The sequence below is a fragment of the Nonomuraea soli genome, from assembly GCF_013761175.1.
Classification (GTDB): Bacteria; Actinomycetota; Actinomycetes; order Streptosporangiales; family Streptosporangiaceae; genus Nonomuraea; species Nonomuraea soli.
Map to the genome: position 1 here is coordinate 93,125 of NZ_JACDUR010000007.1, position 17,402 is coordinate 110,526.

Consider the following 17,402-nt stretch of genomic DNA (forward strand, 5'->3'; position numbering starts at 1 on the left):
GTTCGATGTCCCGTGCCACCAGGGACAGCCGGGGGCTCAGCGCCTGCCGAGGCCGGCTTCGCGCGCCTGGACGATCGCCTGGGCCCGGTCGTTGACCTGCAGCTTGGCGAAGACGTTGGACACGTTGTTGCGCACGGTCTTGGGCGACAGGAACAGCCGCTCGGCGATCTCGGAGTTGCTCAGCCCGGCGGCGATCAGCTCCAGGACCTCGCGTTCGCGCGGGGTCAGCTGCGGGAACGGCTCGGCCCGCGTGAGGCCGCCGTGGGCCAGGCGGGAGAAGTAGCCGCTGACGCGGGTCGCGAGGGCCTGACCGAAGATGATCTCGCCGCCGGCGACGGCGGTGATGGCGCGCAGGATCTCGGTCTGGTCGGCGCCCTTGAGCAGGTAGCCGCGGGCGCCGGCGCGCATGGCGGCGAGCACGGTGTCGTCGTCCTCGTGCATGCTGAGGACGAGGACGCCGGTGTCGGGGGCGTCGGCCAGGATGCGTTCGGTCGCGCTGAGGCCGTCGAGGCCGGGCATCTGCAGGTCGAGCACGACCACGTCGGGGCGCAGGTCGAGTGCCCTGGCGACGGCTTCGTGGCCGTCCGCGGCGGTGCCGACGACGTCGACCTGGCCGGTGGAGGAGAGCATCAGGCGCAGGCCGTCGCGGTAGACGGGGTGATCGTCGGCCAGCAGCACCCTGGGGACGCCGCTCATCGCGCCACCCCCAGCGGCACGGGCCCTCGCGTGCTCATACCGTCACCCCCAGCGGGAGCGTGGCGTGCACGCGGGTGCCGCCGTCGGCGCGGCGCGCGATGACGCAGTCGCCGCCCAGCTCGCGTGCCCGCTCGCGCATCGCGATCAGCCCCACGCCCGGCGCCGACCCCGGCGTGATGCCGCGGCCGTCGTCGATCACCTCGACCTCCAGCCTCATGCCCGTCATGGCGAGGTGTACCTCGCACGTCGAGGCGTTCGCGTGCCTGACGACGTTCACCAGAGCCTCGCACACGATCCGGTAGGCGGCGACCTCGGCCGCCGCGGGCAGCCCCGCCGCCTCTCCGCGCGCGTGGACCCGCACCTCCAGCCCTCCGTCGCCGAACCTGGCGGCCTCCTGGCGCACGGCCTCGACGAGTCCCCAGCGGTCGAGCGCGGGCGGGCGCAGGTCGTGCACGAGCCGGCGCACGTCGTCGATGACCGACCCCAGGTCGGAGCGGACCTGGCCGAGCACGTCCCGGGCGGTGGCGGGGTCGCGGCCGAGCAGGTTGGAGGCGGCTTCGACCTTCAGCGCGGCGGCGGCGAGCGAGGGGCCGAGGCCGTCGTGCAGGTCGCGCCGCAGCCTGCGCCGCTCCTCGGCGACGCCCGAGACGAGCCTGGTCCTGCTGGACTGCAGTTCCTCGGTGAGCGCGATCGCCCTGACGGCCGCCGCGGTCTGCCGTACGACGTCGGCCAGGAGCCGCTGGTCGGCCTCGGCGAGCCGGCCGCGCGGCACCAGCGACAGCCTGCCGATGGACTCGCCGCGGTAGGTGATGGGCAGCACGACGGCGTCGTCGCGCGGGACCCCGCACTCGGCGGCCAGCGTGGTCCCGTCGGCGGTGTCCAGCTCGACCCTGGCGTACGACGAGCCGTAGGCGAGGGAGACGGCGCGCGCCGTCTCGTGCAGGGGCCCGTCGGGGCTGGTGGCCTCCTCCAGCCGCCTGGCCAGCGCCGACACCACCTCGTACGGCTCGGCGCGGCCGGTCACCACCCGGTTGACCCATCGCCTGGCCCGCTCCCGCACCGGCGTGTAGATCACGGCGACCGCCACGGCGGCGAGCACGGCGGCGGCCGGTTCGTCGATGAGGGCGCCGAGCACCACGAAGATGGGCACGTCGATGGCGACGACCACGAGGGCCAGCCCGCCGTACAGGAGGGTCCAGCCGAGCAGCGGGTCGATGTCGTAGAGCCGGTAGCGCCCCACCGCGATGAGGACGGCGGCGGCGATGGCCGCCAGCGACAGCACGAAGGTCAGGTCCTGCGGCAGCCCGTCCCAGGCCAGCGGGAGCAGGATGAGCAGGCCGTTGATCACCGCGGCCAGCGCCATCCACCGCAGCTGGGCGCGCAGCACTCCGGTGGATCCGCGGAAGCGGCTGACGAACGCCACGACCGGCAGGGCCGTACCGGCGGCCAGGAGCACGGGTACGGCGGGCATCACGCCCAGCCACAGCGAGTCGGGCAGGTCGGGCAGGGGCAGGTCGACGCCGGGCCAGGCGGTGCCCTGTTCGGACAGCAGCCGCCACGGCATGGTCATGAAGACGGCGACGCTCAGCCCCGCGGCGGCCAGCGTCAGCCCGGCGGGGACGCGCCAGCCTCGGCCGGGCAGCCTGCCGTCGGGGAAGTAGAGCAGGACCAGGGGCGTGACCAGGTTGAGCAGCGGTCCGAGCCGCGCGCCGACGAACAGCGCGGCGGCGGTCAGCGGGAGGGTGCCGCCGTGCGCCTCCAGCGACCACACGGCGTAGGCGGCGCCCAGGCCGTTGGCCGCGGCGACGGCGCCGCTGCCGAGCAGGAGCCAGGTCATCAGGTGGCGTGGCAGGCGGGTCGACAGCACGTATCCGGCGGCCGCCAGCGCGAGGGCGGGCACCGTGGACGACCAGATCGCCCAGTCGAGCGGCTCCGGCCGGGCGGTGGCGCCGGAGGAGAGGTCGAGCCAGGTGGAGGTCAGCGCGGTGACGACCGTGAGCACCGCCACGACGGTGGCGGGCCCGGTGTGGGGGCGCGGAGGGGACCGGAACACGGCTCCAGGGTGACATGTCCGGCTTGTTGTTGCAGGTGACCGGTATCCCGATCGCACCCGGGACACCTGTCCCGGGTGCCAGGGACCTCGCCGAGCCCGGCCCGTGGCGGCGCTCCCTGGCGGCCCGGGACCCGTGGCGGAGACCGTGGACGCGCACTCTCGACGAAGGAGACATTCATGGCAGAGAGCCTGTCCAGCCCGGCCGACCGGATCGCCGGCGTCCTGCTCGCCCTCGGCGCGACCGCCTGGGGCGTGGCCACCATCATCGTGGGCGAGGACGTCCTGCTCGGCATCCAGACCCTCGACACCATCACCGGCATGATGTACGTGACGGGCTTGTGGGCTTTCGTGTGGCGGGTGTACGCCGCGGGGGCCGCAGGCACGCGCATCGGCAGGATCGTCCCGCTCGGCCTGCTGGTGCTGCTGCCGGGCGCCTTCCTGGTCAACGCCCTGTCGTTCGGCTACGTGACCTACGACGACTTCCCGATGTGGCTGCTGGTCCTCGACGCCTGCTGGCCGCTGAGCCAGCTCGGCACGCTGGTGCTGGGCATCGCGATCGCCGTCACCGGCAGGTTCCAGGGCGTGCTGCGCTGGCTGCCGCTGGTGGCGGGGATGTGGTTCCCCGTCACCATGCTCACCACGATCGTCGCCGGATCGACGGCGTCGACCTTCGTCAGCGCCGCCTGGCTGATCGGCACCTACGCGGTCATCGGCGTGCTCCTGGCCGTGTCAACGCGGCCTCGGCACGACCTCAGCACGGGCCGCCCCAGCGTCCAGGCATGACGATCGCGGAGAAGCTGCTCGCGGAGTGGAGCGAGCGTACGGGGATCGCCGTCGAGGTCTGGACCCGGATGGCCGGGGAGCCGGGCGCCGACGGCATGCGGGAGGCGCTGGGCGCGGTCCTGGCGGCGGTGGAGGAGGGCACGCCGCCGCCGGCGGTCTGCGTCGCGCTCACGACGGGTGTCAGCGGGGCGCGCCTGACCGTGAGCCATGACGACGTCGGGGAGTCGTGGCCGGTCGAACGGCTGAAGGCGGTGAAGGAGGCCTTCCGCCGGGCGGGCGGGCGCGTGTCGGTCAACGGCGTGGCCGGAGGAGGGGTGACGGTCTCGGGGGTGCTGCCCCGGTCGGTCCTCAAGGGCTGAGAAGCCAAAGAATGCTTTGACATCTTCGGGATGTCAAAGCTATCTTTGGCTTCGTGCGCATCACCGACCCCAAGGCCTTGCGAGCCATGGCCCACCCCTTGCGTATCGACCTGCTCGACCTGCTCGGCCGCATCGGCCCCGCCACCGCGGCGACCTGCGCCAGGCACCTCGACACCTCGCAGGCCTCCTGCTCCTTCCACCTGCGCCAGCTGGCCAAGTACGGCTACGTGGAGGAGGCCGAGCCGTCGCAGGACAAACGCGAGCGCCTGTGGCAGGTCACCGACCACGAACAGCAGTGGTCGAGCGCCGACGGCGACCCGGCCGCGCTGGAACTGGAGAAGGTCTTCGTCGAGCGCGAGGCCTCCCGCATGGCCGCCTGGTCCGACATCAGGACCACGACACCCGAGGAATGGCAGAGGGCGGCGTTCCTGGGCGGCGTGACCGCCCCGATGACCCCGCAGGAGCTCGAACTGGTCGGCAAGCAGTTCTCGGAGCTGCTGGCGCCGTACATCGCCCGCATCAAGGACCACTCGCTGATCCCCGACGACGCCAAGGCCGTCCGGATCTTCATGCACGGAGCGCCCAATGAACCTCTTGCTCCGTGACGCCCGCTTCCGCCGGATCCTCCTCGGCGACGCGGTCTCCAGCTTCGGCGACAGCATGCTCTTCCTGTCGCTGGCCGTCTGGGCCAAGGACCTGACCGGTTCCGACGCCGCCGCGGGGCTGGTCTTCCTGTTCATCAACGCGCCCGGCTTACTCTCGCCCCTGCTCGGCCACCTCGTCGACCGGGTCAGCCGCAAGAAGCTCTTCATGGGCATGATGGCGGCGATGGCGGTGATCGTGCTGGCGCTGCTGCTCGTGCGCACCGCCCACGACGTGTGGATCATCTACCTGGTCGCCTTCTGCTACGGCGTGCTCTTCTCCACCCCCGCCTTCAGCGCGTTGCTCAAGGACCTGCTGCCCGAGGAGAACGCCGCCGCCGCCCGCGGCCTCCTGGTCACCGTGCACCAAGGGCTCAGGATCGTCTCGCCCGCGGCGGGAGCCGGCATCTACCTGGCCTTCGGCGGCTGGGTCCTGGCCGTCGCCGACGCGCTGACCTTCGTGGTGGCCATCGCCTGCGTGGCCTCCGTCAAGGTCGTCGAATCGCAGCCGGAACCGGCCGAGCCCTTCCGCCGCTCGGTCACCGCCGGCATGCGCCACCTGCGGCAGGTGCCCCTGCTCGGCAGGCTCAGCCTGATGTGCGTGCTCTTCGTGGCAGGGGCGGGACTCCTGGAATCGGGCACCTTCGCCGCCATCGAGCAGGGCCTGGGCTACGAGGCCGCCTACTTCAGCGTGCTCATGATCATCCAGGGCGCCGGCTCGGTCGTCGGCGGACTGGGCTCGGGCAGGCTCGTCAAACGGCTGGGCGAGGCCAGGACCGCCGCCCTCGGCTTCCTCGTCGCCGGCGTCGGCGTGCTGCTCTTCCAGGTGCCGCTCTGGCCGCTCTACACCCTGGGCACGGTCCTGTTCGGCGCGGGCCTGCCCCTGGTCTTCGTCGCTCTGGGTACGGCACAGCAGCTCTACGCCCCCGCCCGCCTCCAGGGCAGGGTCGCGGCGGCCTCCGGCATGCTGGTCAACGGCGCCCAGACCGTTTCCAACGCGGTGGGGGCGGCGCTCATCGGGTTCGTCGACTGGCGGATCATGTTCGGCGTCGTGGCCGTCGCCACGCTCTCCAGCTGCGTGGGCATGCTGATCCGGCCGCCTGCCGTACCCGAGGTCATGGGGTCCGGGTCGCGAGAGCCTCAATCAGTGGCGTGAGCAGCGGATGGTGCTCGGCCCCCCGCCTGACCGCGGCGAACACGCGCCGCTCGGGGCCGGGAGCCGCTCGCACGGTCACCAGCGACAGGTCGAGGTGCCGCAGCGCCAGCCGAGGCACCAGCGCCACCCCCGCGCCCGCCCCGATCAGCGCCACCACCGCCCGGAAGTCGTCGGAGTAGTGCGTGAAGGCGGGCGTGAATCCCTCGTGCTCGCACGCCACCGTCAGCAGGTCGTGCACCGGATTGCCGGGATAGGGCCCGATCCAGGGCTCGTCCCGGAGGTCCGACAGCCTGGCCACCGGCGCGTGGTCGTGCGGCAGCACCAGGTCGAACGGCTCGGCGTAGAGCGGGATCCTGGTGAGCCGGGGGTCGCCCGTGGCGGGCGCGCCGCGATACTCCACGGCGATCGCGATGTCGGCCTCCTCGTCGAGGAGCAGCGTCAGGGCCTGGTCGCCCTCGGCGTCGCGCACCCTGATCGTGATGTCGGGCGCCTTGTCGCGCAGCTCCCTGATCGCCGGAGCCAGCACGACGCTGATCGCGGTGGCGAACGACGCCACCGTGATCTCGCCCTCCTGACCGGAGGCGTAGGCGGCCACCTCGGCCTGGGCCCGTTCGAGCTGGGCGAGCACCTCGTTGGTGTGCTCCAGCAGGATCCTGCCGACCGCGGTCAGGCGCACCCCTCGGCCGTCGCGCGTCAGCAGCCGGTGTCCCACCTCGTGCTCCAGCGCGGCCAGTTGCTGGGAGACGGCGCTCGGCGTCAGGTGCAGCGCCGCCGCGGCCGCCGTCACCGTGCCGTGGTCGGCCACCGCGCGCAGGGTCCGCAGGCGGCGCGTGTCTATCACGCGGCCGAGCTTAGCCTTGAGTGCAGACGCCGTGCCTGGCGTACCAGCTCGGACTCGCGCGTGCGCGCGGCGAGATCGCTGATCACGGACAACTCGCCACGTGCGCCTGCCCAGCCCGCGACGTCGGCGGCGAAGGTCACCAGCCGGGTGATCGCGACGCTCGCCCGGCCCGGCAGGTAGGCGGGCAGCAAGCCGGTCATCACCTGCCAGACCTCATTGTGCGCGCCCTGCTCGGCCGCCGAGCGCAACGCGGTGATCAGCGCACCCATCGATCGAGGATCGAGCCGTCGGGCGAGCTGCCTGCCGAGCTCGGGCGCGTTGAGCTCGCCCTGGGCCGCCAGCTGCAGCAACGAAGGAACACCCTCACCGACGAGCAGGAACCGGGCGAGAATCACGCTGAGCCCCGGCCCGACCGGCCCTTCGGCTGAGACCAGCAACTCCAGGTCGTCGATCGACGGCTTGTTCAGAGGCCAGGAGGAGTAGAGGGTGGTGGCCGCCCGGGCCGCGGCCAGGTCGCGGTGCCCGGCCAGCACCGCGGTCAGGCGGGCGCACGACTCGTCGTGCAGGCGGTGGACGAGCAGATCTCCGAGGAGGTCACCGTATTCGGGGCCGAGGTCGAACTCCGACCAGATCCGGGTGTCACCCTGGTGTTCGCTCCAGGTCAGGGTCACCCGCGGGTCGGCGGGGCGGTCGGTGAGCCAGCGTGCGACCTCGCCGGTGAGCGCGGTCCCGACCTTCGCGCGGCGCACGCGCAGCAGGGCCTGGCGCAGGTCGAGCGGCAGGGGGCTGATCCCACGGCGTCGGTAATCCTCGAGGCGGCTGACCAGGACCTCGGTGTCGATCAGGCCGTTGCCGCGTGTCGGTGTGGCCAGGAGGTACGGCGGCAGCCGGTCCTCGACGAGCGCCCGGTAGACCTCGGCATAGCGCATGAGCGGCATCAGCCTGTTCAGCGGCCCGTGGGTCATCTCGGGGAGCCGCTCGCCGACCCAGACCCCGCCCAGGACCCGGAGCTCGGCTCCAGGGTCGGCCAGCTCGCGGGCCATGGCGGCCGCCCACTCCGTGGGGTGCCACCAGGGCCGCCACGGGTAGCGGTCGTCGGTGAGCGTCCGGGGAGCGAGCACCCGCGCCACCTCGCCGCGATCGGTGGCCACGAGCTTGACGAAGCCGTCGAGCCAGCGTTCGGTGTTGAGCCAGTCGAACTCCGAGGGCTCGATCCTGAGAAGGTCCTCCGGAGCGCGAGCGAGCCCCCACATCGGCGGAGGCTCCTCCGCACGGGGCAGCGGCACAGGGACGAACGGCGTCGTCTCGGGGCCGGGCGCCGCCTCGGCGACCTCGCCTCCGAAGCATGCCGCCAGCCGGGCGCCCTGATCGGCGGGGAGCAGGGCCACACACTCGGCGATGGTCAGAGCCGCGTCAGGGCCGAAGCGGTCGGCGTGCTTCAGCGCCAGCTTGACGGCCCGCTCGCGGGCCTGGCCTGACCGGCAGGTGAGGGCGGCGGCCAGCGCCGGGGCATAGGTGTCGGGATCGGCCGCGATCAGGTCACGCAGCCAGGTGAGCCCGGCCATGACCAGCTTGCCCTCGGTGCGGTAGAGCAGCGCCTCGACGGAGTCGGAGGGCGGCGACTGGCCGGAGCGGCGGATCAGCGTTACGGCCAGGTCGGCGACGTTGGAGGGGGCGCCCGGAAGCAGGACGAGGTAGTCGCGCAGGTGCGGCGCGACCTCCTCGTCGGACGGGGCGAGGTACTGGTGGAGGAGGACGAAGAAACGCTGGCCGCCGGCGTCGCCGCCGTACAGGAAGCGGGAGCGGCAGCCCGCGAGCAACTGGGCACGGTCGAGGCGCCCCTGGTCGGCCAGCTCCTTCAAGACGCCGGGCCAGCGATCGCCCTCACGCAGCAACCGGCCCACACCCTGGTCGGTGAACAGTCGCGGCACCATGACGTTCAGTAGCGGGTCGTCGTAGAGGTCCGACGCGTCGTTCGAGGCGACCCAGGCGAGCGTCAGGGGCTCGTGGGCGGGCGGGGTGACGCCGGTCTGGCCCAGCAGGGCCAGTGCCAGGCGCGTCATGCGGTCGTCGGGGTCGGGGCGGGCACCGCGCAGGCGCAGGCTCAGCCGTACGGCCAGCTCCTCGCGCAGAGCGGCTGGGCGGTCGGCGAGAACATGCAGGAGGAGCGCGACATCGTCGGCCGGGCCCCACACCGAGGACCACCAGTCGCGCCTGCCGAGCCAGGTGACGATGGACGCGGCGGTGGGCAGCGCGGCGGCTCCGGCCACACGCATGGCCTCGGCCCAGCTGTGCGTGGCCGGGTCGGGAACCGCCCACCAGTCGTTCCGCTTGGCCCTGAGGAGCTGCAGCGCGTTCTGCTGCTCCCACCAGCGGTGCCGGCCCAGCTCACGGCCGGTTGTCAGGTACCGGGGCAACTCGCGAGCGATCTCCCTGCGCTGCCCGTCGTCGAGCGTGAGGCCGGCGATGGCCTCGGCGTCGTCGGAGTCGATGGCGGCGCGTACTACGGCCCAGGCGTCGGTCATGGCCCGGACCGTAGTGGATCAAACCGACAATTCAGCCCCGCGCTTGGATGAAGGCCTCCACCGCCCGGTCCACGTCGTGGGCGGAGTGGGCCGCCGAGAGCTGGACCCGGATGCGGGCCTGTCCCTGCGGCACCACGGGGTAGGAGAAGCCGATCACGTAGATGCCCAGGTTGAGCAGGCGATCGGCCATGGCCGCGGCCTGGGCGGCGTCGCCGATCATGACCGGGGCGATCGGGTGGTCGCCGGGCAGGATGTCGAAGCCCGCCTCCGTCATCTTCGCGCGGAACCTGGCCGTGTTGGCCTTGAGCTGCTCGCGCGCCTCGCTCGTGGTCTGCAGCAGGTCGAGGACCTTCAGCGACGAGGCGGCGATCACCGGGGCGAGCGAGTTGGAGAAGAGGTAGGGCCTGCTGCGCTGGCGGAGCAGGTCGCAGATCTCCTTGCGGGCGGCCACGTAGCCGCCCGACGCGCCGCCGAGCGCCTTGCCGAGCGTGCCGGTGATGATGTCGACGCGGTCCATCACGCCGTGGAGCTCGGGGGTGCCGCGGCCGGTGGGCCCGACGAAGCCGACGGCGTGGGAGTCGTCGACCATGACCATGGCGTCGTACTGCTCGGCCAGGTCGCAGATCTCGCGGAGCGGGGCGACGTAGCCGTCCATGGAGAAGACGCCGTCGGTGACGATCAGCTTGCGGCGTGCCGTGCCCGCTTCTTTCAGGCGGGCCTCCAGGTCGGCCATGTCGCGGTTGGCGTAGCGGAGACGCTGGGCCTTCGACAGGCGGATGCCGTCGATGATGCTCGCGTGGTTGAGCGCGTCGGAGATGACCGCGTCCTGCGCGTCGAGCAGGGTCTCGAAGACGCCGCCGTTGGCGTCGAAGCAGGAGCTGTAGAGGACCGTGTCCTCCTGGCCGAGGAAGCCGGACAGGCGCTGCTCGAGCTCCTTGTGGATGTCCTGGGTGCCGCAGATGAAGCGCACCGAGGCCATGCCGTAGCCCCAGCGGTCGAGCGCCTGCTTGGCCGCCTCGATCACCTCGGGGTTGTCGGCCAGGCCCAGGTAGTTGTTGGCGCAGAAGTTGAGGACGCTCCGGCCGGCGACCTCGACAGACGCGCTCTGCGGCGTGCTGATGACGCGCTCGGGCTTGAGCAGGCCCGCCTGGGTGATCTCGGAGAGCGTCTGGCGCAGCTGGCCGCGTACGTTGTCGAACATCACTTGCTCCAGTCCATGATGACCTTGCCCGTGCGGCCGCTCGCGGCGGTGTCGAAGGCGGCGTCGAAGTCTCGGTACGAGAAGCGGTCGGTGATCACGGGGGAGAGGTCGAGGCCCTTCTCCAGCAGGACCGACATGTTGTACCAGGTTTCGTACATCTCGCGGCCGTAGATGCCCTTGATAGTGATCATCGAGGTGACCACGGTCGCCCAGTCGATCGCGAATTCCTCGGCGGGCAGGCCGAGCATGGCGATGCGGCCGCCGTGGGTCATGTGGGCGATCATCGAGCGCATGGCCTGCGGGTTGCCCGACATCTCCAGGCCGACGTCGAAGCCCTCCTTCATGCCGAGCTGGCCCATGCCCTCGCGCAGGTCGCTGGTGGCGACGTTCAGCGCGAGGCTGACGCCGAGCTTGCCGGCCAGGTCGAGACGCTCGGGGCTGACGTCGGTGATGACGACGTTGCGGGCGCCGACGTGCGTGGCGACGGCGGCGGCCATGAGCCCGATGGGCCCGGCACCGGTGACCAGGACGTCCTCGCCGACCATGGGAAAGGACAGCGCGGTGTGGACGGCGTTGCCGAACGGGTCGAAGATGGCGGCGATGTCGGGGTCGACCGGCACCCGGTGCACCCAGACGTTGCTCGCGGGAAGCGTGACGTACTCGGCGAAGGCGCCGTCGCGGTTGACGCCCAGGCCGACGGTGTTGATGCACAGGTGGCGCCGGCCGGCCATGCAGTTGCGGCACTTGCCGCAGACGAGGTGGCCCTCGCCGCTGACCAGGTCGCCGGGCTTGATGTCGTCGATGCCGGGGGCGACCTCGACGACCTCGCCGCTGAACTCGTGGCCGACGATGAGCGGGAGCTTCAGGGTGTTCTTCGCCCAGTCATCAAATTTCCGGATGTGGAGGTCGGTGCCGCAGATGCCGGTGCGTAGCACCCTGATCTTGACCTCACCCGGTCCGACCGTGGGCTCGGGTACGTCGACCAGCCACAGTCCCGCTTCGGCTCGCTCCTTGACCAGCGCTTTCATGCCAACCATCTTCCTCCAGAACCCTCGCCCGGTGTCCATCGAGGGTTTCTTAAGTGCCCCCACAGCGCAGCTTCACGCCGCCAACATATTTCACAACTTGCTTGAATAAGTAGGATGTTTGGGTGCGACAGCAGAGCGGCGACGCCTCCCTCCTGCGGCGGCTGAACACCGCCGCCATCCTCCGCCACCTGCGTGGCGCGGAGAGCGCGACCTTCGCCGAGCTGGCCAAGGCCGCCCGCGTCTCGCGCCCGACGGCCGAGGCGGTCGTCGAGGAGCTGCTGGCCGAGGGCTGGGCCGAGGAGTGCGGCGAGGACAGCGCCGAGCGCCAGCGCGGCCGGCCGGCCAAACGGTTCCGCTTCCGCGCTTCGGCCGGTCACGTGGTGGGAGTGAGCATCGGCGCGTACCGGCTGTTCGCGATGGTCGCCGACCTCGGCGGCAGGGTCGTGGCCACGCACCGGATGGCGGTCTACCCGGAGATGCCGGCCGACGAGCGCATGGCCGCCATCGTGGGGCTGGTGGAACAGGCCGCCACCGACCTCGGGGACGCCGACGCTCTGGCCGGGCGCGGGGCCGGGCGGTTCGCCGCGGTCGGCGTGGGCACCACGGGCGTGGTCGACGCCCGCGGCCGGGTGGTCAAGAGCATCGCCCTGCCCGGCTGGACCGGCCTCGAACTGCAGGCCGAGCTCTCCCGCATGATCCCCGCCCCCGTCCTGGTCGAGAACGACATGCGCCTGGCCGTCCTGGCCGAGCACTGGCGCGGCGTGGCGGTCGGACGCCGTGACGTCGTCTACCTGTTCACCGGCAACCGCATGTCGCTGGGCCTGCTCATCGACGGCGTGCCGTACAGGGGCTCTCACGGCGCCTCAGGGGAGCTCGGCGAGCAGCCGGGCGGGTTGTGGAAGGTCTGGAGCCACGTCGTCGACTACGCCATGTCCGTGGAGCCGGGTGAGTTGCGTTCCCCTGGCCAGGCCGCCGAGTTCGCCTTCACGCGTGCTCTGGAGGGTGATCCGAGGGCGGTCAAGACCGTCGAGGCGTTCGCGACGGGCCTGGCCGAGGGCCTGGTCACCGTGGTCAACCCGCTCGACCCCGAGATGGTCGTGATCGGCGGCGCGTTGTCGCGCGGCGGCGAGCTGCTGACCGGGCCGATCCAGGCCTACCTGAACCGCGTCTGCCTCTACCCGCCCGAGGTCGTGGCCTCGCGGCTCGGGGTGGAGTCGATCGTGGTGGGAGCGCTCAAGCTGGCGCTGAATAACGCAGACAAGCTGCTGTTTTCCTAGCAGGATCTGTCACAGAGTCATCACAAATCGGTAGATTCTGCTCGATTAACACTAGTTGTTTTCATAAATGAGCATTAGCCTCCAGCCACTGCCATAGCACTGGAGGTGGACGTGGTTGCAACGACGGCACCGCCGCCGCTGGAGGTCGAGACCGAGGTCCGTCCTCAGCGCGGGAGCCTGCGAGAGCGCCTGAGACGGGACTGGACCCTGCTCGCGCTCTGCCTGCCGGGCGTGCTGTACTTCGCGATCTTCTTCTACGTCCCCGTCCTGGGGAACGTGATCGCCTTCAAGGACTACGCGCCCTTCCTCGGCATCAACGAGAGCCCCTGGGTCGGGCTCGACAACTTCACGATGCTGCTGGCGGAACCGGAGTTCTGGACCGCGGTGGGCAACACCCTGCAGATCACCGCGCTGCAACTGGTGCTCTACTTCCCGGCGCCGATCGCCCTGGCCCTGCTGCTGAACTCCCTGGTCGGCCACCGCATCAAGCGCTTCATCCAGAGCGTCGTCTACCTGCCGCACTTCCTGTCGTGGGTGGTCGTGGTGGCCATGTTCCAGCAGGTCATCGGCGGCGCCGGCACCGTCACGAACTTCCTCAACTCGCACGGGATCACCATCGGCAACCTGATGTCGAACCCGGACACCTTCAAGCTCCTGGCCACAGCCCAGGTCATCTGGAAGGACTGCGGCTGGGGAACGATCATCTTCCTGGCCGCGATCACCGCGATCGACATGAACCAGTACGAGGCCGCCGCCATCGACGGCGCCGACTGGAAGCGCCGCCTCTGGCACGTGACGCTGCCCGGCATCCGCCCGGTCGTCCTCATGCTGCTGATCTTGCGCCTGGGCGACATCCTCAGCGTCGGCTTCGAGCAGATGGTGCTGCAACGCGACGCCGTCGGAGCCGCGGCCTCCGAGGTCATCGACACCTACGTCTACTACCACGGCGTGATCAACGGCGACTGGGGCGCGAGCACCGCGGCCGGCCTGATGAAGGGCGTCATCGGCGCGGCCCTCATCTACGCCGCCAACAAGCTCGCCCACAAGTTCGGAGAACAGGGGATCTACCGATGAGGCCGCCATGGATGGAGCGCCCCACGATCGCCGGGCGCACCCTCAAGTTCGTCGTGCTCACCGCGATCACGCTGGCCGTGCTCTACCCCTTCGGCCTGGCCCTGGGCACCAGCCTGACCGGCCGAGAGGAGAGCATCGCCAACGGCGGCAGCTACGTGCTCCTCCCGCTCCACCCCACGCTGGAGGCCTACAAGGTCGTCCTGTCGGGCGGAGCTGTCACCCGGGCGGTGCTGATCAGCATCAGCATCACCGTCATCGGCACCGCGGCCAGCCTGCTCTGCACCGTCTTCCTCGGCTACGCCCTGTCGCGCCGCGGCATGTTGTTCGGCAAGCCGATCCTGCTGATGGTGCTGGCCACCTTCCTCTTCACCCCCGGCATGATCCCGAGCTACCTGATGGTCAAGGAACTCGGGATGATCGACACCTACCAGGCGCTGATCGTGCCGGTGCTGGTCAACGCCTTCAACGTGGTCGTGGTCAGGGCGTTCTTCCAGAACCTGCCCGAGGAGCTGTTCGAGGCCGCCCGCATGGACGGCGCGGGCGAGTGGCGCATGTTGTGGCGCATCGCGCTGCCGCTGTCGAAGGCGGTCATCGCGGTGGTCGGGCTGTTCTACGCCGTCTCCTACTGGAACACCTTCTTCAACGCGATCCTCTACCTCAACGACCAGGCCAAGCACCCGATCCAGGTGGTGCTGCGCCAGTACATCTTCCGGGGCAACGCCCAGGCCGGCGCCGACATCGCGGTGATCAGCAACCTGCCCGCGGCCTCGGTGCAGATGGCGGTCCTGATCATCGCACTGATCCCGATCGTCATCGTCTACCCCTTCCTCCAGAAGTACTTCACCAAGGGCGTCCTCACGGGCGCCATTAAGGGCTAACAGCCCTCCTTCGTCGGCCTGTCATCCCAAGGGATGCTGTGTTTATTGGAGAACCAGTGCTCTCTCGTCGTGGTTTCCTCGGGCTCGTCGCGGCCGGAGTCACCGTCGCCGGGCTCTCGGCCTGCTCCGGCTCCTCGAGTACGGCGGGCGCCGTCAAGAAGGGCGGCGCGGACCTGTCCAAGAAGCTCCTGCTGCCCACCTTCACCGCCGCCAAGATCCCCACCCCCGACCTGCCCATCGACGCCGGTCAGGACCCCGCCTACCTGAAGTACCCGGACACCCTGGTCAAGTCGGTCGCCACCCCGCCCGGCGACGGCAGCAAGATCACCTCGCTCACCCAGACCTGGGACGTCGCCCCTCCCGGCACCGCCGACAGCGCCTATCTGCAGGCGCTCAACAAGGCGCTCAACGCCCAGTGGGAGATGAACATCGTCGTCGGCGACGGCTACCCCGACAAGTTCAACGCCATCATCGCCTCCGACGACCTGCCCGACCTGGTGTGGTTCCCGCCGAACCAGGGCCTGCAGCGGGTGCCGGAACTGCTGGCGGCCAAGTTCCACGACCTGACCTCCTACCTCAGCGGCGACGCGGTCAAGAAGTACCCGAACCTGGCCAACCTCGGCGACGTGGCCTGGAAGTCGGCCATCACCAACGGCAAGATCTACGGCGTCGCCGTGGCCTACAGCCGCTTCGGCCAGGTCATGCTCACCAACGAGGACTTCTGGAAGCCCGTCGGCGGCACCGCGTTCACCAGCGCCGACGACTTCCTGCAGAAGGCCGGCTCGCTCGTCGACAAGAGCAAGAACAAGTACCCGCTCGAACCCGCCTACGTGAACATGGTCCACATGTTCAGCCAGTGGCACGGTGCGCCGAACACCTGGAAACTGGAGAACGGCAAGCTGACCCACCAGTACGAAACGGCTGAGTACCAGGCCGCGATCGAGTTCGCGGTCAAGGCGTTCAAGGCCGACCTGTTCTGGCCCGACGCGACGCTGGCCACGGTCAAGGACAAGGCCGCCAACGGCCAGATCGGCGCCTACGTCGAGTCCTTCCCCGGCTTCCTCAACGACTCCCGCCGCCAGAACTACAACCTCGGCGTGATCGTCCCCTTCGCCGCGACCTCCAGCTCCAAGCCCGTCTTCAACATGGCGCTCGGCTCGGTCGGCTTCACCGCCGTCAGCAACAAGGTCGACAAGGGCCGCATCGAGATGCTGCTGAACGTCCTCAACTTCATGGCCGCCCCGTTCGGCACCGAGGAGAACCAGCTCATCAACTACGGCGTCGAGGGCACCCACTTCACCAAGTCCGGCGGCGACCTCGTCTACACCTCCAAGGGCGAGACCGAGGTGCCGACCACGTGGCAGCCCATCTCGTTCGTCGTCGGCTCGCCGTCGGCGCTGTTCCTGCCCGGCCAGCCCGACCGCACCAAGCTCATCCACGACTTCCAGACCAAGGTCGCGCCGATGGTGCAGCAGCGTGTCACCACCGGCCACTTCTCCGACACCAACACCGAGAAGGGCGGCGAGCTGTCGACGATGGGCTCGGAGATGATCGTCGACATCGTTTCGGGCCGTAAGTCCATGTCCGAGTGGCCGGAGTTCGTGAAGTCGTGGATGGCCAAGGGCGGCGCCGCGATGAAGGCGGAGTACGAAGCCTCTCTCGCCAAGGGCTGAAAGAACCGGAAGGAAAGCTAGTGGAAGACCTGCGTATCGGAGTCCTGGGCCTCGGCCTTCGGCTCAACCTCGCCCTGGACGCGCACCGGCCGGGCAGGGGCGCCGTGGTGGCCGCGATCTGCGACTCCGACCCGGAGGTGCTCAAGAAGCGCGCCGAGCGGTTCGACGACCCGTTCCTGACCGAGGACTATCGCGAACTGCTCGACCGTGACGACCTCGACGCGATCATCGTCATGACCCCCGACGACACGCACGAGCGCATCGCGGTCGACTGCCTGGAGGCGGGCAAGGCCGTCTACCTGGAAAAGCCCATGCACATCACCGTCGAGGGCTGCGACAACATCCTTCGTACGGCCAAGCGGACCGGCACCCGCCTCTACGTGGGGCACAACATGCGCCACATGGGCGTGGTCCGCACCATGCGCGACATCATCCAGCGCGGCGACATCGGCGAGCCCAAGACCGTGTGGGTACGTCACTTCGTCTCCTACGGCGGTGACTACTACTTCAAGGACTGGCACGCCGACCGCGACAGGACCACGGGGCTGCTGCTGCAGAAGGCCGCGCACGACCTCGATGTGATCCATTGGCTCGCGGGCGGCTACACCACCAGGGTCAACGCCATGGGCGACCTGATGCTCTACGGCGACCTGCCGCGCCGCGAGGCGGGCACACCCAGGCCCGACGGCTGGCTGCGCGAGTTCGACTGGCCGCCGACGGCCCGCAAGGACCTGCACCACGTCATCGACGTCGAGGACGTGTCGGTGATGAACATGCGCCTCGACAACGGCGTCATCGCCGCCTACCAGCAGTGCCACTTCTCGCCCGACTACATCCGCAACTACACGGTCATCGGCAGCGAGGGCCGGCTGGAGAACTTCGGCGACGGGCCTGGCGACACGGTCAAGGTGTGGAACACCGGCCCCACGGGCTACCGCTCCGACAGCGACATCTCCTACCGGGTGCCCGACGCCAAGGGCGGGCACGGCGGTGCCGACTCGGGCATCCTCGGCGAGTTCTTCCGCTTCGTACGCGAGGGCGGTGTCACCGACACCTCGCCGGTCGCGGCCCGGATGAGCGTCGCCGCCGGCTACATGGCCACGATGTCGCTGCGTGACGGCGGCACCCCCTACGACGTGCCGCCCCTGGACCCGGACCTGGTGGCCTACTTCGACGGCGGCCAGCAAAGCATCTGAACAGCGGTATCTGAAAGGAAC

Annotated in this window: 15 protein-coding genes; 9 read left to right on the top strand and 6 right to left on the bottom strand. The window is 70.2% G+C overall.

Annotated elements, in window-relative coordinates; genetic code table 11:
- Positions 1-36: 36 nt before the first annotated feature.
- Complete coding sequence (locus tag HNR30_RS33125) at positions 37-696, bottom strand: response regulator transcription factor (protein WP_181614053.1); 660 nt, start codon at positions 694-696, stop codon at positions 37-39.
- Positions 697-730: 34 nt separating this feature from the next.
- On the bottom strand, positions 731-2,749 hold the full coding sequence (locus HNR30_RS33130; protein WP_181614054.1) for a sensor histidine kinase: 2,019 nt from the start codon (positions 2,747-2,749) through the stop codon (positions 731-733).
- 177 nt (positions 2,750-2,926) lie between these two features.
- Here HNR30_RS33130 and HNR30_RS33135 point away from each other — a divergent pair, with 177 nt between their 5' ends.
- From HNR30_RS33135 to HNR30_RS33150, 4 genes are read left to right on the top strand one after another with little or no spacing between them, the layout of a single operon-like run.
- Positions 2,927-3,532 (top strand): hypothetical protein, encoded by a 606-nt coding sequence (locus HNR30_RS33135; RefSeq protein WP_181614055.1) that lies wholly within the window; start codon positions 2,927-2,929, stop codon positions 3,530-3,532.
- On the top strand, positions 3,529-3,891 hold the full coding sequence (locus tag HNR30_RS33140) for a hypothetical protein (protein WP_181614056.1): 363 nt from the start codon (positions 3,529-3,531) through the stop codon (positions 3,889-3,891). Before HNR30_RS33135 ends, HNR30_RS33140 begins: the two co-directional genes overlap by 4 nt.
- Positions 3,892-3,944: 53 nt before the next feature.
- Positions 3,945-4,496: a winged helix-turn-helix domain-containing protein gene (locus HNR30_RS33145; protein WP_181614057.1), complete on the top strand. Its 552-nt coding sequence runs from the start codon at positions 3,945-3,947 to the stop codon at positions 4,494-4,496.
- Positions 4,477-5,688 (top strand): MFS transporter, encoded by a 1,212-nt coding sequence (locus HNR30_RS33150; RefSeq protein ID WP_181614058.1) that lies wholly within the window; start codon positions 4,477-4,479, stop codon positions 5,686-5,688. The genes HNR30_RS33145 and HNR30_RS33150 overlap by 20 nt, the downstream gene beginning before the upstream one ends.
- On the opposite strand, the gene HNR30_RS33155 is transcribed toward HNR30_RS33150, so the two are convergent.
- Genes HNR30_RS33155 through tdh form a run of 4 tightly spaced genes read right to left on the bottom strand, consistent with a single transcriptional unit; the run spans position 5,648 to position 11,283 of the window.
- On the bottom strand, positions 5,648-6,529 hold the full coding sequence (locus HNR30_RS33155) for a LysR family transcriptional regulator (RefSeq protein WP_181614059.1): 882 nt from the start codon (positions 6,527-6,529) through the stop codon (positions 5,648-5,650). The genes HNR30_RS33150 and HNR30_RS33155 overlap by 41 nt on opposite strands.
- Entirely contained in the window at positions 6,526-9,054 is a 2,529-nt protein-coding gene (locus tag HNR30_RS33160) for a hypothetical protein (RefSeq protein WP_181614060.1), read from the bottom strand. Before HNR30_RS33160 ends, HNR30_RS33155 begins: the two co-directional genes overlap by 4 nt.
- A 31-nt stretch (positions 9,055-9,085) precedes the next feature.
- A complete protein-coding gene (locus HNR30_RS33165) occupies positions 9,086-10,255 on the bottom strand; it encodes a glycine C-acetyltransferase (RefSeq protein WP_181614061.1) in 1,170 nt (389 codons plus the stop codon).
- Positions 10,255-11,283: an L-threonine 3-dehydrogenase gene (gene tdh / locus HNR30_RS33170; RefSeq protein ID WP_181614062.1), complete on the bottom strand. Its 1,029-nt coding sequence runs from the start codon at positions 11,281-11,283 to the stop codon at positions 10,255-10,257. The genes HNR30_RS33165 and tdh overlap by 1 nt, the downstream gene beginning before the upstream one ends.
- A 122-nt stretch (positions 11,284-11,405) precedes the next feature.
- On the opposite strand from tdh, the gene HNR30_RS33175 reads away from it, so the two are divergent.
- The 5 genes from HNR30_RS33175 (at position 11,406) to HNR30_RS33195 (ending at position 17,381) form a co-directional block, all read left to right on the top strand.
- Positions 11,406-12,560 carry an ROK family transcriptional regulator gene (locus tag HNR30_RS33175; RefSeq protein ID WP_181614063.1) on the top strand — a complete coding sequence of 385 codons (1,155 nt, stop codon included), beginning with the start codon at positions 11,406-11,408 and terminating at the stop codon, positions 12,558-12,560.
- Between the two features lie 111 nt (positions 12,561-12,671).
- Positions 12,672-13,634, top strand: coding sequence for an ABC transporter permease (locus HNR30_RS33180; RefSeq protein ID WP_220134288.1), 963 nt, complete (start codon positions 12,672-12,674; stop codon positions 13,632-13,634).
- Positions 13,631-14,512, top strand: a complete 882-nt coding sequence (locus HNR30_RS33185) for a carbohydrate ABC transporter permease (RefSeq protein WP_181614064.1) — start codon at positions 13,631-13,633, stop codon at positions 14,510-14,512. The genes HNR30_RS33180 and HNR30_RS33185 overlap by 4 nt, the downstream gene beginning before the upstream one ends.
- Before the next feature lie 56 nt (positions 14,513-14,568).
- Positions 14,569-16,185: a type 2 periplasmic-binding domain-containing protein gene (locus HNR30_RS33190; RefSeq protein WP_181614065.1), complete on the top strand. Its 1,617-nt coding sequence runs from the start codon at positions 14,569-14,571 to the stop codon at positions 16,183-16,185.
- Positions 16,186-16,205: 20 nt separating this feature from the next.
- On the top strand, positions 16,206-17,381 hold the full coding sequence (locus tag HNR30_RS33195; protein ID WP_181614066.1) for a Gfo/Idh/MocA family protein: 1,176 nt from the start codon (positions 16,206-16,208) through the stop codon (positions 17,379-17,381).
- Positions 17,382-17,402: the final 21 nt, after the last annotated feature.